Genomic DNA, 16,808 nt, shown 5'->3' on the forward strand with positions numbered 1-16,808 from the left:
CTCTGGCGCTGTGACTGTTTATAATGACCGCTCAAACCGCAAAGGAAAAGCCCATGAACGCATCAGCGATCGTCCGTCGCGTCCTCGCCACGGTACTCTGGCTGGCAGGTTGCGCCGTGTCGGCGGCAGATTACCAGCTGGAAACACTCGCCAGCGGCCTGCATCACCCGTGGTCGGTTGCCCAGCTGCCCGATGGCGGCCTGCTGGTCACCGAACGACGCGGCAAGCTGCTCCAGATCAGCGCCGACGGCAGCCAGCGCCAGGAAATCGGCGGCGTACCCTCTACCTGGTTGGCCGGCCAGGGTGGCTTTTTCGACATTGTGCTGCACCCGCAGTTTGCAGCCAACCGGCTGGTGTACCTCGCCTATGCCCGCGGTGACCGGGACGCCAACGGCACGGCCATCTGGCGCGCCCGGCTGGAGGACAACGTCCTCCGCGATGGCGCTGATATTCTGTGGGTAGCGAACAAGAAGAATACCGCCCAGCACTACGGCGGCCGCCTGCTGTTCCTGCCGGACAACAGCCTGCTGCTCACCACCGGCGATGGCTTCGATTTCCGCGAACAGGCCCAGGACCCCGGCAGCGAGCTGGGCAAGGTACTGCGGGTCAACGACGACGGCAGCGTACCCGCAGACAACCCCTTTGCCGCGCCCGGCAGCGAACGCGTGTGGACACTGGGCCACCGCAATCCCCAGGGCCTGGTCCTCGCTGGCGATTCCGGCACGGTCTACCTGCACGAGCATGGCCCCAAGGGAGGAGACGAGGTCAATCTGCTGCGGGCGGGAGAAAACTATGGCTGGCCGGCGGTAACCCATGGCGTCGACTACAGTGGTGCCCTTGTCTCGCCCTTCAAGGAGCTGCCAGGGATGGCAGCGCCCCTGCACGTCTGGTCACCCAGTATCGCCCCCTCGGGCATGACCTGGTATGACGGCGAGCAATTCCCGGCCTGGCGCGGCAAGCTGCTGGTTGGCGCCCTGGTAGACAAGGAGGTACGGCTGCTGACCCTGGAGGGCGGGCGGGTGAGCGATGAAACGGCGCTGTTCGGCGAGCTGGACGCACGCATCCGCGACGTCCGCACCGGAACAGATGGTTTCATCTATCTGCTCACCGATGCCGAGAACGGCGCCCTTGTGAGGGTGCGGCCGGCTGAGGTGCGGCCGGCTGAGGCGCCCCCGGCTGAGGCGCCCCCGGCGAACTAGACAGCCCCACCATCCGGAAAGTGGTGGGGCTGGATCTGGCGGCGCTTCAGCTGGACTTTGCGGGGGTAGCCCTGGTCTTCTTCGCAGCCGCCTTCTTGGGCGCCGCCTTCTTGGGCGCCGCCTTTTTCTTCGGAGCTGCCTTTTTCTTCGGGGCTGCCTTTTTCTTCGGGGCTGCTTTCTTTTTCGCTGCCGCCTTCTTCTTCGCAGCTGCGTTCGTCACCGCGGCACCTTTTTTCCCGGCCGCTGCATGCTGGGCCTTGCTGCGCCGCTCGGCAGCCTTCTCAACCATTGATGCCGCCTTGTCGGCCGCCTCGGCACGACGGGACTCCAGCGCCAGATCGGCCTGAATTGGCAGCAGCTTCTCGAAGGAGGTGTAGGCTGTCTTGGCAATCTTCGCTACCGATTCCGCCAGATCCTGAACCTGCTTGACCAGGTCTTCGACATGCTTCTGGTTGGCACTGCTGCTTTTGCCGCGGAAGGAAGTGCGCGCTTTCTTCAGGCGCGTGTTGGCGGCAGTATGCTTTTTCCGCGCCGCCGTCAGGTCAGCCTTGACCTTGGCGTGTGCCTTCTCGGTTTCCGATAGCAGCTTCTTTTGCAGCTGCACGACTTTCTTGTTTGCCTGCTCTGCCATCTTCACAGCCTGGGACATTTCTTTTTCCAACATGGGCGTTATCACTCTCGTGGTTGAACGGGTACCGCTGCCTAAGTGTAGGCGGAATAACAGCAGGCGCAATGTCTATTTTTTGATCTGCCGCAAGAGACAATGCAGTTCGATTCAATTCTCCAGCTGCAACATGAATTCGGCGGCGGCAAGACGAGTCGCCGCATCCAGATGCGCCTGCGGCGGCATCGCCGGATAATCCTGCCGCTTGCGCTCCGGCTCGGCAATATAGGCGGCGATGCCTTCGGGGTCATCCATGTAAAGCGCCTGCACTATCTGTACCGGCGGGCCAATCAGTCTGGAATTATAGGCATGGCAGCCAGCGCAGATGCCGTAATACACCAGGCGTCCGGTATCGACGTCGGCGAGGTCACGGGCGGGAACAGGTTCTGGCAATGTGTAGGTTGCCACATTGGCGGTGGTCTCGAAGGCACAGTCTCCGTACTCGCCAAGGCCGATCGTGCGGAAGCGCTCAGGATTGAGTATGCAGCCGTCATCCATGCCCACCGTGTCGATAATGTCCGGGCCGCGGGTCTCCAGCATGGCCGCGAGAATGGCCCGCACCACCGGTGCCGGGTTGCTGCCGTTGTTGAGCATGATGTTGTTGAGAATCACCGGGCGGTTCGGGTAGGGGTCAGATTCCGGGTCCACCGCGGCATTGGAGGCCAGGGAAAAGTCCGTGAAGGTTATGCCGACGGAGTCGTTGTTGGTGATGATGTTGCCTTCCAGCACCACATCGTCGCAGGCCATCACCAGCACCCCGGTGCCGGACGGAATATTGGACACCAGTGAGCCGGGAATGGCGAAGTTCTCGTGGTTGTTGCCGGAGATGAAATTGTTGCGGATGATCACATCGCCGCAGGTCTTGATCGGCAGCCCGGGAGTGATGAAGGCGAGGATGCCGCCGGTGTTGTTGTAGACGAAATTGCCTTCCACCAGGGCGCCGCGGCTGTTTTCGATCTCGATGCCGGCGACGCTCTCGAATACCTCGTTGAAGACCACATCGACATTGTCCGACATGCCCACATAAATTGCCGCATCCTCGATCCCGGAAACCACATTGTGGGCGACGATGCCGTTCTTCCCCAACTGCGGAAAGATCCCGTAGACACCGGTATCGACGATGATGTTGTTGCGGATAATGTAGTTGTTGCCCGCCTGGCCCATGATGCCGTTGCCTTTATAGCGGGTGATATACAGATTCTCGATGGTGACACCGTTGCCCGAGTACAGCACCGCATCGTTGCGGAAGTCCTCGCCGTCCAGCACCGGGTAGGCGCCGCGCTCGATCACCCCGGACAGGGTGATATTGTCCTTGTCGATGTAAACGGTCTCCCGATAGGTACCGGGCAACACCTTGATCACCGCGCCCGGCGCCGCCTCGCTGACGGCCGCCTGGATGGACTCGCCATCCCGCACCAGAATCAGTTCACCGCTGACCGGCGTAGCCAGGGTGCGCACCGGCCCCGAGGCCGGCGGCGCGATGTCTGCTGGCGCAAAAGCCGCCTTCGGCGCCGCCGGCGTCTGGATCACCGTGGGCGGCGGCTGGCGTGCCTGGCCGAGGTAAAAACCGACCGCAAGCATCGCTATCGCGCCAGTGGCAATTCCCAGGATTCTTTTCATGGCGTGCTCCCTGTTGTTATTGGTGTCGTGGGACCGTGCATCAGCGGCAGGCCGGAGGGCACAGCCGCCGGGGTCACGGGCTTCAGGCTCTCGTCGGTCAGCGTGTGCAGGAATTCGACCAGCTGGTCCAGTTCCTCGTCCGTCAGCCGCGGTTCCCAGATGTGCCAGTGTATCCTGAGATCCTCACTGGCGGGTACGGCATGGCCGCGACCGCCGGTATAGAAGGCCACGGCTTCGCGCAGCGTCGCAAAGCGGCCCGAGTGCATGTAGGGCGCGGTGAGGGCGATATTGCGCAGGCCCGGCGTGCGAAAGGCGCCCCGCAAAGTGGGTTCGCCCAGGCCCGGTCCGGCACCGGGGTCGAATGGCAGACCCTCGGGCTCGGGCGTGCCGATGACCGCGAGTTGCTGATTGCTGAACAGGGGCGGCGTATGGCACTCGGCACAGCGGGCGACAAAGGACCGGAACACGTTCAAACCGGCCTTTTCACTCGCACTCAAGGCATCGCCATGGCCGTGCGCATACTGGTCGTAGCGACTGTTGAGCGAGATCAGCGAGGTCTGGAAAGCAACCAGCGCGGTGTACAGCTGGTCGAGCTCGATAGCGGCGCCCGGGCGACTGAAATGATCGGGAAATGCCTGAGCAAACAGCGCGCGGTAGGCCGCGGAGTCGCGCAGGCTGGCGCGCAGGGCACCAGGTGAATTGGCCATTTCGGCGGTACTGAAGAGAGGCTCCAGCATCTGCTGTTCCAGGCTGTCGGCGCGGGCATCCCAGAACAGGCGTTGCAGAAAGGCCACATTCCACAAGCTGGGCGCGGAGCGCGCGCTCAACTGGCCGCCGCTGCCGACACTGCGCCCCATGCCATCGGCAAAACCGCGCTCGGGCTGGTGGCAGCTGGCGCAGGACAGGGTGTGATCCGCGGACAACAGCGGATCAAAAAACAGATAGCGGCCGAGATCGATCTGCTGCGGGGTGAAGCCATCGCGCCAGGGCGGCAAGCCGGTTTTCAGGCCGCCGACGCCAGCGCCCTGCAGTGAGTCGTAGCGCTGGTAAAGGCTGCGAAGCCTGCAGCCTTCGTCCTCAAGTTCGAACCCCGGAGGGCACACCTGGCTGAGATTGATCCCGGCAACGCCGTCAGCCGCCGCCACCCCCGGCCCCCAGCCCGACAGCAGGAGCATGCCAGCCAGCCAGATGGCCGGCCCACTGCGCCTACTCTGCGGGCTGGCTGCGGATAAACGCGATGACATCGAGGATCGCCTGTTCGCCGGGCAGGACCGCCGCCATGGAGCGCATCTGCCGGCCAGTGCGGTCCTCCCGGTGCTGGCCGCGGCGCCCGTCGCGAAACGCGTGCAGCTGCGCGGCCAGGTACCAGTCGTCGGCACCTGCCAGGGTGGGCGCGCTGAGCGCGACATTGCCACCGGCTGCGGGACCGTGGCAGGCGCCGCAGAACTGGTTGAAGTAGTCGCCACCGAGGACCGGATCCCCGCCGGTCAGGGTGGCCGCCGAGGGGCCACCTGCCAGCTCGCTGATGTACAGCGCGAGGTCCGGCCAGCGTTCCCGCGGCGGCAGCAGCGCAACCCCCGCAACCATTTGCTGCGCCGCCTCGGTGGCACCCTCGCCGCCGCGCAGGCCGCGCTGGAACTTGTCCAGCTGCGCCAGGATGTACACGGGCCGCAGGTGGTTGAGGCGCGGCGCCTGCAGGGCGACATTGCCCCCGGCGTCGGCGCCATGGCAGGCGGCACAGGGCCGGTAGAGATCGGCCACGGTGGCATCGGCAGCGGCCGTGGCCCCGGCAGACGCAGCAGCAAGCAGCAAAAACAGCGGCAAAAAAACCAAACTCATCCTAGTGTCCCGGGCAATAACCGTGAACCGGGGAATTTACCAGCTTTTCGTCGGCCGGAGTATCGGCCAGCTGCTTGCAGTCCGAACAGCATGCGGACCGCAGGTGGCGATACCCGCGGGGGAGGACAAACTCGCGGCCCTGCGCTAGACTCGCGTCTGACCTGCTCCGCGCGAGCACCAGCAAGCACCAGAATAAACTGACCTGACAGGGACGACCGATGGAATACAACCCCGATCAACACAGCCTGAAATGCCCCAAGTGCGGCCACGGCATGGAGGAAGTCACCTACGGCGATGTCACCATCGACCGCTGTACCAATTGCATGGGGCTCTGGTTTGACACTGGGGAGGCAGACGCCCTCAAGTCCAAGTGGATGGGTGACGCCCTGGACCTGGGCAACCCTGCCGAAGGCAGGAAATGGGACCAGGTGGCGGACATCGCCTGCCCGCACTGCGGCAAGGACATGGAAAAAACCTCGGACCGAAAACAGCAGCACATCTGGTACGAGACCTGCAGTGAACACGGCATGTTCATGGATGCCGGTGAGTTTACCGACTACAAGCACGAGACCCTGGTCGACCGTTTCCGCAGTCTGATCAAGGGCGGGCGCTGACCCGCCCGGGCATGCAGGGCGCCCCCCGCATCATCCCGGCGCAGTGATAACCGTCAAGACCCGCCTCCTGTATGGCGCAGGAGGCGCGGTATCTGCCGCCAAGGAAGCGGCCTACACCATGTTCATCCTGCTGTTCTACACCCAGGTCCTGGGCTTGAGCGGCACCGTCACCGGCCTCATCATCGCCATCAGTCTTGTCTGGGACGGCGTCTCCGACCCCCTGGTTGGCTCGCTTTCAGACCGCCTGCGCAGCCGCTTTGGCCGTCGCCATCCGTTCATGGCGCTGAGCATCCTGCCCCTGGGCCTGGGTTTCGTCGGCCTGTTCGCGCCACCCCAGGCCGTGATCGACAACAGCATCTGGCTGGCGGCCTGGCTGCTGTTCTGGTCCCTGTGGGTGCGCACCTTTGTCACCACCTTTACCATTCCCCACCTGGCCCTGTCGGCCGAGATCACTTCCGACTACCATGACCGGACCCAGGTGCTGGGAGCCCGCATGGGCCTGATGTTCCTGTTTGCCGTACTGCTGCCCGCAGCGGCCCTGGTGCTGGTATTCCCGGAACAAAACGGCATCGACGGGCGCTTCGAGCAGTCGCGCTACCCCCTGTACGGGATGCTGTCCTGCGCCGTGGTCTGGGTCATGGCGACTCTGAGCACGGTGGGAACGCGGCACCACATCCGGCCCGAAGTGCCGCGGCCCGGCGGCGACCAGGGCGAGCGCACGACGCTCTTCGCCCTGGTCCGGGACCTCTGGCGCACCCTGGGCAACCGCAATTTCCGCCTCCTGATCGCCTACGATGTTGCCGCCACTTCTGCCTATGGCGTCATCAGCAGCCTGAACATGCTGGTATGGACTTTCTTCTGGGAGTTCTCGGCCACCCAGATTTCCATCATTTTGTCAGTGCCGACGCTGCTGGCCGTACTGCTGGCCGCAGTGACCCTGGGTCCCCTCGGCAGGCGCCTGTCGAAGCAGCGGCTGGTGCAGCTGTCGCTGCTCGGGCTCATCCTCAACTGCCTGTGGCTATATCCGCTGCAGTTGTTCCAGCTGCTGCCCGCGGACAGCGACCGTCTCATTTTCGCCCTGAACTTCATCTTCATGTTGATATTCATGTACCTGTTCATGCTGCGGATCATCAACAGTACCTCCATCGTCGCAGACCTGACCGACGAACATGAACTGGACCACGGTGTGCGCCAGGAAGCCGGCTTCTTCTCAATGACCAACTTTGTCAACAAGCTGGCGACCGTGGCCGGCCCCCTGTACGGTGGCCTGGCGCTGGATATCATTGGCCTGGAAACCGGGATGCGCCCTGGCGAGGTACCCCTCGGGACCCTGCACGGACTCGTCTATGCGCTGGGGCTAGGTGTCATCCCGGCCCTGCTGGTTGCCCTCTGGATCATTTCCCACATCCACACCAGCCAGGCGCAGGTAGAGGCGGTGCAGGAAAAACTGGCCGCCCGGCGCGCACTGAGCGAGTAAACCTGGAATGGCCTCCTGCGGGCCTGGAGCGCAGTGACCCGGGTTGCCCGGATCCAGGCCCTGGGTCAAAATGCCCGGCCCAGGCGCCACAGGCAACACCATGAACAAGCCCAGCCCGACTGACCGCAGCCCGACTGACCTCAGCCCGACTGACCGTACCGATGATGTCCGCATCCACGGGGCCCAGCCGCTGATCACGCCCTGGGTGCTGGCAGAGGAACTGCCGCTGCCCGATGCCCAGCGCCACAACATCGCCCGGGCGCGGCGCGAAATCGAGGCCGTGCTGCGCGGCGAGGACCGCCGTCTGCTGGCCATCGTCGGCCCCTGTTCGGTACACGACCCGGCCGCGCTGCTCGACTTCGCAGCCCGTCTGCAGGAGGACTGTACGCCGCTGGCGGATGCCATATTGCCGGTGTTGCGGGTCTATTTCGAAAAGCCGCGCACGGTGGTCGGCTGGAAGGGCCTGATCAACGATCCGGACCTGGACGGCAGCTTCCATATCAACAAGGGCCTGCGGCAGGCGCGCAAGGTACTGCTGGATGTCGCCACCCTGGGATTGCCGGCGGCCAGCGAGTTTCTCGACACCACCTTCGGCCAGTACTACGCGGACCTGGTGAGTTTCGGCGCCATCGGTGCGCGCACCGTGGAAAGCCAGATCCACCGCGAACTCGCCTCCGGACTGTCCATGCCGGTGGGCTTCAAGAACGGCACCAACGGCAATATTACCGTCGCCATTGACGCTATCCGCTCGGCCAGCCACAGTCACTGGTTCCCGTCCCTGACCAAGGAGGGCACCCCCGCGATCCTGCACTCGACCGGCAACCCGCACTGCTACCTGATTCTGCGCGGAGGCGGAGACTCCGGACCCAACTACCATCCCGAGGCAATACAGGCCGCGGCCATGGCGCTGGCGACCAGGGAACTGCCCGCGTCCCTCATCGTCGACTGCAGCCACGGCAACAGCAACAAGGATCCGCAGCAGCAAGCGACTGTCGTGTCGTCACTGTGCGACCAAATCGAGCAGGGACAAGCGGCCATTCGCGGCGTCATGCTGGAGAGCCACCTGACCGGCGGCACCCAGCCGATGGCGGATCGCGACCAGTTGACCTACGGCCAGAGCATCACCGATGCCTGCCTGTCGCTTGCAGAAACCCTGCCCCTGCTGGAGCAGCTGGCGGCCACAGTGCGCCGGCACGGCTGACCCTGGGCTACCAGGTGTAACCGATCCTGAACCGGTAGCTCTGGTCCAGCTCATCCAGCTCGCCGGGCACGGCGCTGTCGTAGGTCAATTGCACTTCCGCCGCACCTTCGATATTCAGCAGCAGCGGAAACGACAGCCCCATGACGAGGTTGAGGACGAGATTGTCGGTCTCGTCCAGGTTCCAGATCCCCGTGTGCTTCAGGTAGAGCAGGGAATTGCCGTTCAGGTAGTTGCTGCTGGCGTCGACGCTCCAGTTGGCACCGACGTAATCCTGATCCTCGGCCATAATGAAGTCCTCGTCGACATAGACCAGGCCTGCCTCGCCGGAGAGAGTGAAAACCGGTTGCTCGTAGAACTGTCGACCCATGTAGGGGCCAAGGTAGTAACGCAGGTCGAGATCAGCGAAGTTGTCCTGCTCGGCGGAGACGTTCACACCCCAGTACAGTGGTCCTTCCAGAAAACGGTCATACTTGGCCAGCACTGACCAGTTCTCGGCATTCTTGACCCCATTGGCCTCGTCGATTTCCCCGTTCAGGCGGGTGGTGTAGCGATCCTGCAGGCTGCGCCAGACACTGTCGACCCGGTAGTCGAATTCGTCGGTATCGGTGTTGCCACGCTGCAAGCCAAGCGCCGCACTGGCCTGGCCGGTCCAGCGATAGCCGCGCCCCAGTTCCCAGGGCTCGGGATCGCTCAGCGCCAGGTCGCGCAAGGCGTAGCTGCCTGCCGGCGCGTCCCCGGAGGTCAGTACCAGCTGCTCCCCGGTAACGGTCAGGCCAGGCTCCGTGACCACTTCCCCATCCGCCAGCTTGAGCACCACGGGACCGTCTGACTGCAGGCTGACAATCCGGTCCTGCTTGATCTTCAGGCTGCCCGCGAACTCCGTCTCCACGGTCACAACACCGTCGCGTATGCCTTTTACAGTACCGAAAATCCGGGAGCCGTTCTTCAGTACCAGCTCGTCGGGCGCCGCCGCGGCGCCCGGGACAACCAGGCCCGCGACCAGCGCCGTAAGCGCCATCGTCAGCCTGGCAACAGGAAAAAATGTGTGTGCCATCAGATACGGCTCCTTGAAACAGGGGGGAAGTGCCTATAATACCGGATCCCAACCGGTTCTGCGGCCTCTACAAGACTGTTAGACTGATTCGCCCCCCCATCTGGAGACAACTGTGAGCAACAAGGACTACGATCTCTTTGTCATTGGCGCCGGTTCCGGCGGCGTGCGCGCGGCGCGCATCGCCGCCGGCTTCGGCGCGCGGGTGGCAATCGCCGAGGACCGCTACATGGGCGGCACCTGCGTCAATGTCGGCTGCGTGCCCAAGAAGCTGTATGTCTATGCGTCGGAATTCGGCAAGGCCTTCGAGGACGCCCGCGGCTTTGGCTGGGACAGCAGCAAGCCGGCCTTCGACTGGTCCACCCTGCGCGACAACAAGAAAACCGAGATCTCGCGGCTCAACGCCATCTACCGCAAGCTCCTGGCAGGGGCCAATGCCGACATTATCGACGGCCGGGCGCGACTGGTTGATGCCCACACCGTCGCCGTGGGTGACCGCCAGTACAGCGCCGAGAAGATCCTGATCGCCACCGGTGGCTGGCCCCATATTCCCGAGTTCCCGGGCAGCGATCTGGCCATCACGTCCAACGAAGTGTTCGATCTGGAGTATTTTCCGGAACGCCTGGTCATCGTGGGCGGCGGTTATATCGCGGTAGAGTTTGCCGGCATTTTCAACGGGCTGGGCGCGCGGGTCACCCAGCTGTATCGCGGCCCCCTGTTCCTGCGCGGCTTCGACCCGGATATCCGCGCCCACGCGGCCCGTGAAATCCTCAAGACCGGCGTCGACCTGCGGTTTGAGGTCAATGTGGAGTCCATCAGTCGCGGCCGGGATGGCCTCGACCTGCAGCTGACCGACGGTACGCAGATCACCGCGGATGCCGTGCTCTACGCCACCGGGCGGGTACCGCACCTGGACGGCCTGGGCCTGGAAAACGTCGATATTGAACTGACCGAGTTCGGTACCATCGCGGTGGATGAGCACTATCGCACCAGTGAATCGAGCATTTTCGCGGTCGGCGACGTTATCGGCGGCATGGAACTGACACCGGTGGCCCTGGCCGAGGGCATGGCCTTCGCCCGACGCCAGTTCGGCGATCCCGCCCAGGAAGTCGACTACGACTTCATCCCTACCGCGGTCTTCTGCCAGCCCAATATCGGCACCGTCGGCTTCACTGAAGAGGAGGCGCGGGCAAAGTTTGGCCACATACGCCTGTTCAAGGCCAACTTCCGACCCATGAAGCACACCATCAGCGGCCGCGACGAGCAGACCTTCATGAAGCTGATCGTGGACAAGGCCAGCGACCGGGTCGTCGGCGTACACATGATGGGCCCCGATGCAGGAGAAATCATCCAGGGCATCGCCATTGCCCTGCGTGCCGGCGCCACCAAGGCCGTGTTTGATTCCACCATCGGCATCCACCCGACCGCGGCAGAGGAGTTTGTCACCATGCGCGAGCCGTGGACGGAAGACTGAGGCATCCGGGCCGCGCTCCATGATTGAGGTCGATTCGCTGTCGCGCAACTACGGGTCCACCCCGGCGGTAGATAACGTCTCCTTTGGTATCGGCGCCAACGAGGTGGTCGGGCTGCTGGGCCACAACGGCGCCGGCAAGACCACCATCATGCGCATGCTCAGCGGCTTCCTGGAACCTTCGGCGGGCAGCATCACCATTGCCGGCGTGAGCATGTCGGAACAGGCGCGCGAGGTGCAAAAGCAGCTGGGCTACCTGCCGGAGCACCTGCCGGCGTACCCGGAAATGATGGTGGCGGATTATCTCGAGTATGTCGCCACCCTCAAGGGCATTCCGGCGGCTGACCGGTACCTGGCCCTGCGCGAGGCCATCGCCGCCACCGACCTGGGCGAGCGGGCCCTGGATCCGATCAACCGCCTGTCCCGGGGCCTGCGCCAGCGGGTGGGTGTGGCCCAGGCCATCCTCGGACAACCGCGCCTGCTGATCCTGGATGAGCCCACCAACGGCCTGGATCCGGAGCAGACCGGACAGATGCGAGCGCTGCTGCGACGCCTCTCGGAGCGTGCCACCGTGATTCTCTCCACCCACATCATGCAGGAAGTGGAAGCAGTCTGTGACCGGGTGCTGGTGCTGGCCGCGGGCCGCCTGGTACTGGACCAGCCACTGCAGGCCCTGCGCCAAAGCCGCACCCTGAAACTGCGCGCCGGGCTGGAACAGCCGGAGCTGGAAACCTGGCTGCGGCGCTTGCCGCAGATCGCCAACGTCAGTGTCAGCAGCGAGCCCGGTGACGCCGACCAACGAACCTGGCTGTTGCAGCTGCGGGCAAGCGCCGACATCGACACCGCCGCCAACAACATCGCCAAGTGTGTGACCGGCGCCGGCGCCGGCCTCTATGAGCTGCAACCGGTCGTGCAGGACCTGGACAGCATTTTTCGTGGGGCCGCCTCAGGTCGGGCCGCGTCAGGTCGGGCCGCGTCAGGTGGGGCCGCCTCAGGTCGGGCCGCGTCAGGTGGGGCCGCCTCAGGTGGGGCCACGAATGGCGGGGCTGTGGCATGAGCACCAGCAGCGTCAGCCGCCGGGTGGCGCAGAAGGAAATGCGCCTGTTCTTTGGCTCGCCAGTGGCCTGGCTGTTTTTGGCGGTATTTGCCGCGGTCACCCTGTTCATTTTCTTCTGGGTCGAGTCCTGGTTTGCGCGCAATATCGCCGATGTCAGGCCGCTGTTCGAGTGGATGCCGCTGCTGTTGATTCCGCTCAGCGCCGCCCTGACCATGCGCATGTGGAGCGAGGAGCGGCGCACCGGCACGCTGGAACATGTGTTGATACAGCCCGCCGGCATCTGGCGCTTCGTGCTCGGCAAGTTCCGCGCCTGCTTCAGCCTGCTGCTGCTGGCCCTGCTGGCCACCCTGCCCCTGCCGATCACAGCCAGCCTGATGGCGGATCTGGACTGGGGCCCGGTAGGCGCGGGCTATCTCGCCACTGCCCTGCTGGGCGCCGCCTATCTCAGCATTGGCCTGTTCGTCTCCTCCCGTACCGACAACCCGATCGTCAGCCTGATCGGGACCGTTGCGGTGTGCAGCCTGTTCTACCTGCTGGGCAGCAGCACCCTGACCGGCTTCTTCGACGACCGCAGCGGCGAACTGCTGCGATTGCTGGGCACCGGTTCGCGTTTCGAGAGCATCAGCCGCGGCGTGCTGGATCTGCGGGACCTGGCCTGGTACCTGGGACTGGTCGCCGGCTTCCTGGCGCTCAATGTCTACAGCCTGGAGCGCGAACGCCGGGCCCGGGATGTGCGCAGTGCGCGGCAAAGACGCTGGCAGACAGGGATTGTGCTGCTGCTCGCCAACCTGGTACTGGCCAATGTCTGGCTGCAGCGCCTGCCGGGCCTGCGCGTGGACGTCACCGAGGGCCGCCTGTACTCCATCTCCGCACCGACCCGGGACCTGCTGGCGCGGCTGCAGGAACCGCTGCTGATTCGCGGTTACTTCAGTGCCCGAACCCATCCCCTGCTGGCGCCGCTGGTACCCCAGCTGCGGGACCTGATCCAGGAATATGCCATCGCCGGCGGTGACCGGGTACAGGTGGAGTTTATCGACCCCACCGAGCACCCGGAGCTGGAGCAGGAGGCCAATGAGCGCTATCAGATACAGGCGACACCGCTGCAGGTCGCGGACCGCTACCAGTCCGCCCTGGTCAATGCCTGGTTCCATGTGCTGGTCAGCTATGGCGACGAATTTGTCACCCTCGGCTTTACCGACCTGATCGATGTTCGCACCGCCGGCAACACCGAAGCCGAAGTGCGCCTGCGCAATCCCGAATTTGACCTCACCCGCGCGATCCGGGATGTGCTCCACAGCTATCAGCTCGGCGGCAACCTGTTCCAGGCCCTGAGCCGGCCGGTGGAGCTGGTGGCCTACGCCTCCGACGAGGCGCTGCTGCCGGATCTGCTGCGCAGCTACAAACACGCCATCGTCGGTCAGCTCGATGAGAAAGTGGCCCAATCCGGGGGCATGTTCAGTTACCGTTTCGTACAGCCGGAAGCGAACGCTGGCGAGATTGCGCGCCGGCTCGGCGAGGACTGGGGCTTCCGGCCGATGCTGTCGGCGCTGGGCGACGAGCAGGAATTCTGGTTTTACCTGACCCTGGAGGATGACCACCAGGTGGTGCAGCTGCCCACCGAGGAGTTCGATCCGGCGGACTTCGCGCCAATGCTGGATGCGGGGCTCAAGCGCTTCGCCAGCGGCTTTACCCGCACTGTTGCCCTGGTCACCCCGGGAGTCAACGAGCAGATGACCCGCTATCATCTCGGAGCACCCACCTTCACCAACCTGGAGCAGGCGATCACCCGCGACTACAGCATCCGCCTGGAGGAGCTGGCCGATGGCCGGGTAGACCCGGGGGCCGATATCCTGGCGGTGGTCGCTCCCCACGAGCTGGATAGCACGGCACTGTTCGCCATCGACCAGTTCCTGATGCGCGGCGGCACCGTGGTTCTGGCAACCTCCCCCTTCAGCGTTGAGCTGACCGCCGGGGAGATGCGGCTGCTGGACTACCGCAGCGGCCTCGACGACTGGCTTGCGGCCCTCGGCATCAGCATCGACCAGAGCCTGGTGCTGGATCCGCAGAGCGCCGCCTTCCCGGCACCGATAGTGCGCAAGGTCGGCGACTACGAGTTCCGGGATGTGCAGATGATCGACTACCCCTACTTCATCGACCTGCGTCCGCCCGGACTCAACCCGGAGCACCCGGTGACCGACAATCTGCCCCAGCTGACCATGGGCTGGGCGTCGCCGATCCACGTCGACCCGCCCCAGGGATTGCGCCTGACCAGCCTGCTGCGCAGCTCGGCGGCGGCCTGGACCTCCACCGGGCGTGACATCCTGCCACACCAGGATGGCAGCGACCGGCCCGTGTTCACCCCGGCCGGGGAGCGCCGGCAAGTGCAGTTGGGTGTGGCCCTGGAGGGTCGGTTCCGCTCATGGTTCGCGGAACGCAAGCCGCCACCGCTGGCGAATGATGCCGCCGCCGAAGTACGGACTGTGCTGGAACGCTCGCCGGAATCCGCGCGCCTGATCGTGTTTGCATCCAACGATTTCATGGATGACCAGATGCTGAATGCGGTGGTCGCCGCCGCTGGCACCCAGTATCTGGGGCCGCTGGAGCTGTTCATGAACACCCTGGAGTGGTCGCTGCAGGATGAGTCCCTGCTGCAAATCCGCTCCCGTGCCCACTTCAACCGCACCCTGCCGCCCATGAGCCGGGACGCGCAGCGATTCGTTGAGTACCTGAACTATGGCCTGGCGGTTGCGTGGCTGCTCCTGCTGGCGGCAGTGCACGGCCTGCGCACCCTGCTGCGCAAGCGCCATTATCGCAGGAGCCTGGGGCTGTGAACCGCATCAACAGCGTCCTGCTGCTGGTACTGATGATCCAGGTTTTCCTGGTCGCCGTGGTCTACTGGCCGCAGCAAGAGGAGCTTGTGGCGGACCCCGCGAAACCCCTGCTGGCAATTGACCGCGCCGCCGTTGCCGGGATCCGGCTGGAAGATGACCAGGGCAACGAGGCCCTGTTGCAGCGCGTCGCCGGACGCTGGCAACTGCCGGCGCGGCAGGATCTGCCCGCGGACACAGCCCTGGTCGAGCGCCTGCTGCGGGTGCTCACGGAGGAGTGGCACGGCTATCCGATCGCCACCAGTGTTGCTGCCCGGCAGCGCTTTGAGGTCGCCAGCTACCGCTTCCAGCGCCGCGTGACCCTGCTCGGCGACGATGGCGCGCAACTGGGTACAGTGTTCCTGGGTACCGCCCCCGCCTTTCGTCGCATCCACGCGCGCAGTGATGCCGATGAGGCGATCTACAGTATCGCTTTCAACAGCTTTGAGGCGCCGGCCCATGACGCAGGCTGGCTGGAACCGCGCCTGCTGCAGGTCCAGGCACCGCGCCGCATTCAGGGTGCAGGCTTCGCCCTGGCACAAACGGACAGCGGCGACTGGCGCGCCGCCAACGGCGCCACGCCAGAGCCGCGGGAACTGGAAGCACTGCTGGTCTCACTGGCCAACCTGCAGGTGGACGGGATCGCCAGCGAAGACCAGCAGCGCAGCCTGGCTGCAGCGACACCGGCCTTCAGTGTGCGCGCTGTGGCAGCGGCGGAAGAGCGGAACCTCGACTTCTATCAGCTTGAGGGGGAGCACTTTGTCCACGATCCGCGCCACGACCTGTTTTTCACCGTCAGTGCCTACGATTTCGACCGCCTGCAGACACTGGATTCGGCGCGGCTGAACGGCAGGCCATGAGCAGCACCTCGCAGTGGCCGCTGCCGACCGAGGGCATACGCTTCCTGACCCCGGCGTTCATGCTGGAGCAGCTGCACCGCCACCCACTCACCCGGGACTGCTATCCGACGGCAATGGGCTACTATCCGCAGGCGGCCGGGCACCGCATGCGGCGGCCGCGCCACGACGACAATCTGCTGCTGTACTGTGTCGAGGGCCGGGGGCGACTGCGCATCGACGGCCAGCGCCAGGATATCGGGCCCGGCGACCTGGTCCTGCTGCCCCAGGGCCTGGGCCACAGCTACAGCGCCGACCCGGAACATCCCTGGAGCCTGTACTGGATCCACTTCCAGGGGATCAGCAGCAGGATATTCATGGAGTACCTCGGCTACCGGGAGGGCAAGGCGGTGGTGCACGCGGGCATCGCTCCCGGACTCATCGCCGCCTTCCACACCCTGCTGGCGGTCAACCGCACGGGCTACAGCAGCAGCGCCTTCATCAACGCCGCCAACCAGTGCCGGCACCTGTTTACCCAGATCGTGCTGGAGGCAAACCGGCAGCGCGCCACCCACACTGCGGGACTGGATCTCGAGGCGATCCAGGGCATCATGCAGGACCGCATCCACGGCAGCCTGGAGCTGGAGGAGCTGGCCGCGATAGCACACCTGTCCAAGTACCACTTTGCCAGCCGCTACAAGGCCCTGACCGGCTACTCGCCGATCAAGCACTTCCTGCACATGAAAATCGAGTACGCCTGCCAGCTCCTGGACAGCACCGATCTGAGTGTGAAAGCCATCGCGGCTGCCGTGGGTTACGGGGATGCGCTCTATTTCTCGCGTCTGTTCCGGCAAACCCTGGGACTCTCGCCGCGGGCCTACCGCAGCTCGGTACGCAAATAACAGGCTGCCA

Annotated in this window: 14 protein-coding genes; 9 read left to right on the forward strand and 5 right to left on the reverse strand. The window is 64.7% G+C overall.

Annotated elements, in window-relative coordinates; genetic code table 11:
* Window positions 1–53 precede the first annotated feature (53 nt).
* Window positions 54–1,199: a PQQ-dependent sugar dehydrogenase gene (locus RLO07_RS19365; RefSeq protein ID WP_462293794.1), complete on the forward strand. Its 1,146-nt coding sequence runs from the start codon at window positions 54–56 to the stop codon at window positions 1,197–1,199.
* Between the two features lie 46 nt (window positions 1,200–1,245).
* On the opposite strand, the gene RLO07_RS19370 is transcribed toward RLO07_RS19365, so the two are convergent.
* The 4 genes from RLO07_RS19370 to RLO07_RS19385 form a co-directional block, all read right to left on the reverse strand.
* The gene (locus RLO07_RS19370) at window positions 1,246–1,863 is read right to left on the reverse strand and encodes a hypothetical protein (RefSeq protein WP_462293795.1); all 618 of its coding nucleotides are present in this window, start codon (window positions 1,861–1,863) and stop codon (window positions 1,246–1,248) included.
* 111 nt (window positions 1,864–1,974) lie between these two features.
* The gene (locus tag RLO07_RS19375; RefSeq protein ID WP_462293796.1) at window positions 1,975–3,483 is read right to left on the reverse strand and encodes a parallel beta-helix domain-containing protein; all 1,509 of its coding nucleotides are present in this window, start codon (window positions 3,481–3,483) and stop codon (window positions 1,975–1,977) included.
* A complete protein-coding gene (locus RLO07_RS19380; RefSeq protein WP_462293797.1) occupies window positions 3,480–4,658 on the reverse strand; it encodes a cytochrome-c peroxidase in 1,179 nt (392 codons plus the stop codon). The genes RLO07_RS19375 and RLO07_RS19380 overlap by 4 nt, the downstream gene beginning before the upstream one ends.
* Window positions 4,659–4,689: 31 nt before the next feature.
* Window positions 4,690–5,322 (reverse strand): c-type cytochrome, encoded by a 633-nt coding sequence (locus RLO07_RS19385; RefSeq protein ID WP_462293798.1) that lies wholly within the window; start codon window positions 5,320–5,322, stop codon window positions 4,690–4,692.
* A gap of 218 nt (window positions 5,323–5,540) precedes the next feature.
* Here RLO07_RS19385 and RLO07_RS19390 point away from each other — a divergent pair, with 218 nt between their 5' ends.
* The 3 genes from RLO07_RS19390 (at window position 5,541) to RLO07_RS19400 (ending at window position 8,614) form a co-directional block, all read left to right on the forward strand.
* Entirely contained in the window at window positions 5,541–5,936 is a 396-nt protein-coding gene (locus RLO07_RS19390; RefSeq protein WP_462293799.1) for a zf-TFIIB domain-containing protein, read from the forward strand.
* Window positions 5,937–5,979: 43 nt separating this feature from the next.
* Window positions 5,980–7,413, forward strand: a complete 1,434-nt coding sequence (locus RLO07_RS19395; RefSeq protein WP_462293800.1) for an MFS transporter — start codon at window positions 5,980–5,982, stop codon at window positions 7,411–7,413.
* A 100-nt stretch (window positions 7,414–7,513) separates the two neighbouring features.
* Complete coding sequence (locus RLO07_RS19400) at window positions 7,514–8,614, forward strand: 3-deoxy-7-phosphoheptulonate synthase (RefSeq protein WP_462293801.1); 1,101 nt, start codon at window positions 7,514–7,516, stop codon at window positions 8,612–8,614.
* A gap of 7 nt (window positions 8,615–8,621) precedes the next feature.
* On the opposite strand, the gene RLO07_RS19405 is transcribed toward RLO07_RS19400, so the two are convergent.
* A complete protein-coding gene (locus tag RLO07_RS19405; protein ID WP_462293802.1) occupies window positions 8,622–9,668 on the reverse strand; it encodes a DUF481 domain-containing protein in 1,047 nt (348 codons plus the stop codon).
* Window positions 9,669–9,780: 112 nt separating this feature from the next.
* Between RLO07_RS19405 and gor the strand changes: the two genes are divergently transcribed.
* Genes gor through RLO07_RS19430 form a run of 5 tightly spaced genes read left to right on the forward strand, consistent with a single transcriptional unit; the run spans window position 9,781 to window position 16,798 of the window.
* Entirely contained in the window at window positions 9,781–11,139 is a 1,359-nt protein-coding gene (gene gor / locus RLO07_RS19410; protein ID WP_462293803.1) for a glutathione-disulfide reductase, read from the forward strand.
* Window positions 11,140–11,158: 19 nt separating this feature from the next.
* Window positions 11,159–12,193: an ABC transporter ATP-binding protein gene (locus RLO07_RS19415; RefSeq protein WP_462293804.1), complete on the forward strand. Its 1,035-nt coding sequence runs from the start codon at window positions 11,159–11,161 to the stop codon at window positions 12,191–12,193.
* Window positions 12,190–15,024 carry a Gldg family protein gene (locus RLO07_RS19420; protein ID WP_462293805.1) on the forward strand — a complete coding sequence of 945 codons (2,835 nt, stop codon included), beginning with the start codon at window positions 12,190–12,192 and terminating at the stop codon, window positions 15,022–15,024. The genes RLO07_RS19415 and RLO07_RS19420 overlap by 4 nt, the downstream gene beginning before the upstream one ends.
* Window positions 15,021–15,920 (forward strand): DUF4340 domain-containing protein, encoded by a 900-nt coding sequence (locus tag RLO07_RS19425; RefSeq protein WP_462293806.1) that lies wholly within the window; start codon window positions 15,021–15,023, stop codon window positions 15,918–15,920. Before RLO07_RS19420 ends, RLO07_RS19425 begins: the two co-directional genes overlap by 4 nt.
* Window positions 15,917–16,798 carry an AraC family transcriptional regulator gene (locus RLO07_RS19430; protein ID WP_462293807.1) on the forward strand — a complete coding sequence of 294 codons (882 nt, stop codon included), beginning with the start codon at window positions 15,917–15,919 and terminating at the stop codon, window positions 16,796–16,798. The genes RLO07_RS19425 and RLO07_RS19430 overlap by 4 nt, the downstream gene beginning before the upstream one ends.
* The last annotated feature ends 10 nt before the right edge of the window (window positions 16,799–16,808 follow it).

Origin of the sequence: Haliea sp., from assembly GCF_040221975.1 — a bacterium.
GTDB lineage: Bacteria > Pseudomonadota > Gammaproteobacteria > Pseudomonadales > Halieaceae > Haliea.

Bases quoted from the DNA above. Each gene is read 5' to 3' on its own strand.
- RLO07_RS19365 (WP_462293794.1), top strand. From the start codon at position 54: ATGAACGCATCAGCGATCGTCCGTCGCGTCCTCGCCACGGTACTCTGG.
- RLO07_RS19370 (WP_462293795.1), bottom strand. From the start codon at position 1,863: ATGTTGGAAAAAGAAATGTCCCAGGCTGTGAAGATGGCAGAGCAGGCA.
- RLO07_RS19375 (WP_462293796.1), bottom strand. From the start codon at position 3,483: ATGAAAAGAATCCTGGGAATTGCCACTGGCGCGATAGCGATGCTTGCG.
- RLO07_RS19380 (WP_462293797.1), bottom strand. From the start codon at position 4,658: ATGCTCCTGCTGTCGGGCTGGGGGCCGGGGGTGGCGGCGGCTGACGGC.
- RLO07_RS19385 (WP_462293798.1), bottom strand. From the start codon at position 5,322: ATGAGTTTGGTTTTTTTGCCGCTGTTTTTGCTGCTTGCTGCTGCGTCT.
- RLO07_RS19390 (WP_462293799.1), top strand. From the start codon at position 5,541: ATGGAATACAACCCCGATCAACACAGCCTGAAATGCCCCAAGTGCGGC.
- RLO07_RS19400 (WP_462293801.1), top strand. From the start codon at position 7,514: ATGAACAAGCCCAGCCCGACTGACCGCAGCCCGACTGACCTCAGCCCG.
- RLO07_RS19405 (WP_462293802.1), bottom strand. From the start codon at position 9,668: ATGGCACACACATTTTTTCCTGTTGCCAGGCTGACGATGGCGCTTACG.
- RLO07_RS19415 (WP_462293804.1), top strand. From the start codon at position 11,159: ATGATTGAGGTCGATTCGCTGTCGCGCAACTACGGGTCCACCCCGGCG.
- RLO07_RS19420 (WP_462293805.1), top strand. From the start codon at position 12,190: ATGAGCACCAGCAGCGTCAGCCGCCGGGTGGCGCAGAAGGAAATGCGC.
- RLO07_RS19430 (WP_462293807.1), top strand. From the start codon at position 15,917: ATGAGCAGCACCTCGCAGTGGCCGCTGCCGACCGAGGGCATACGCTTC.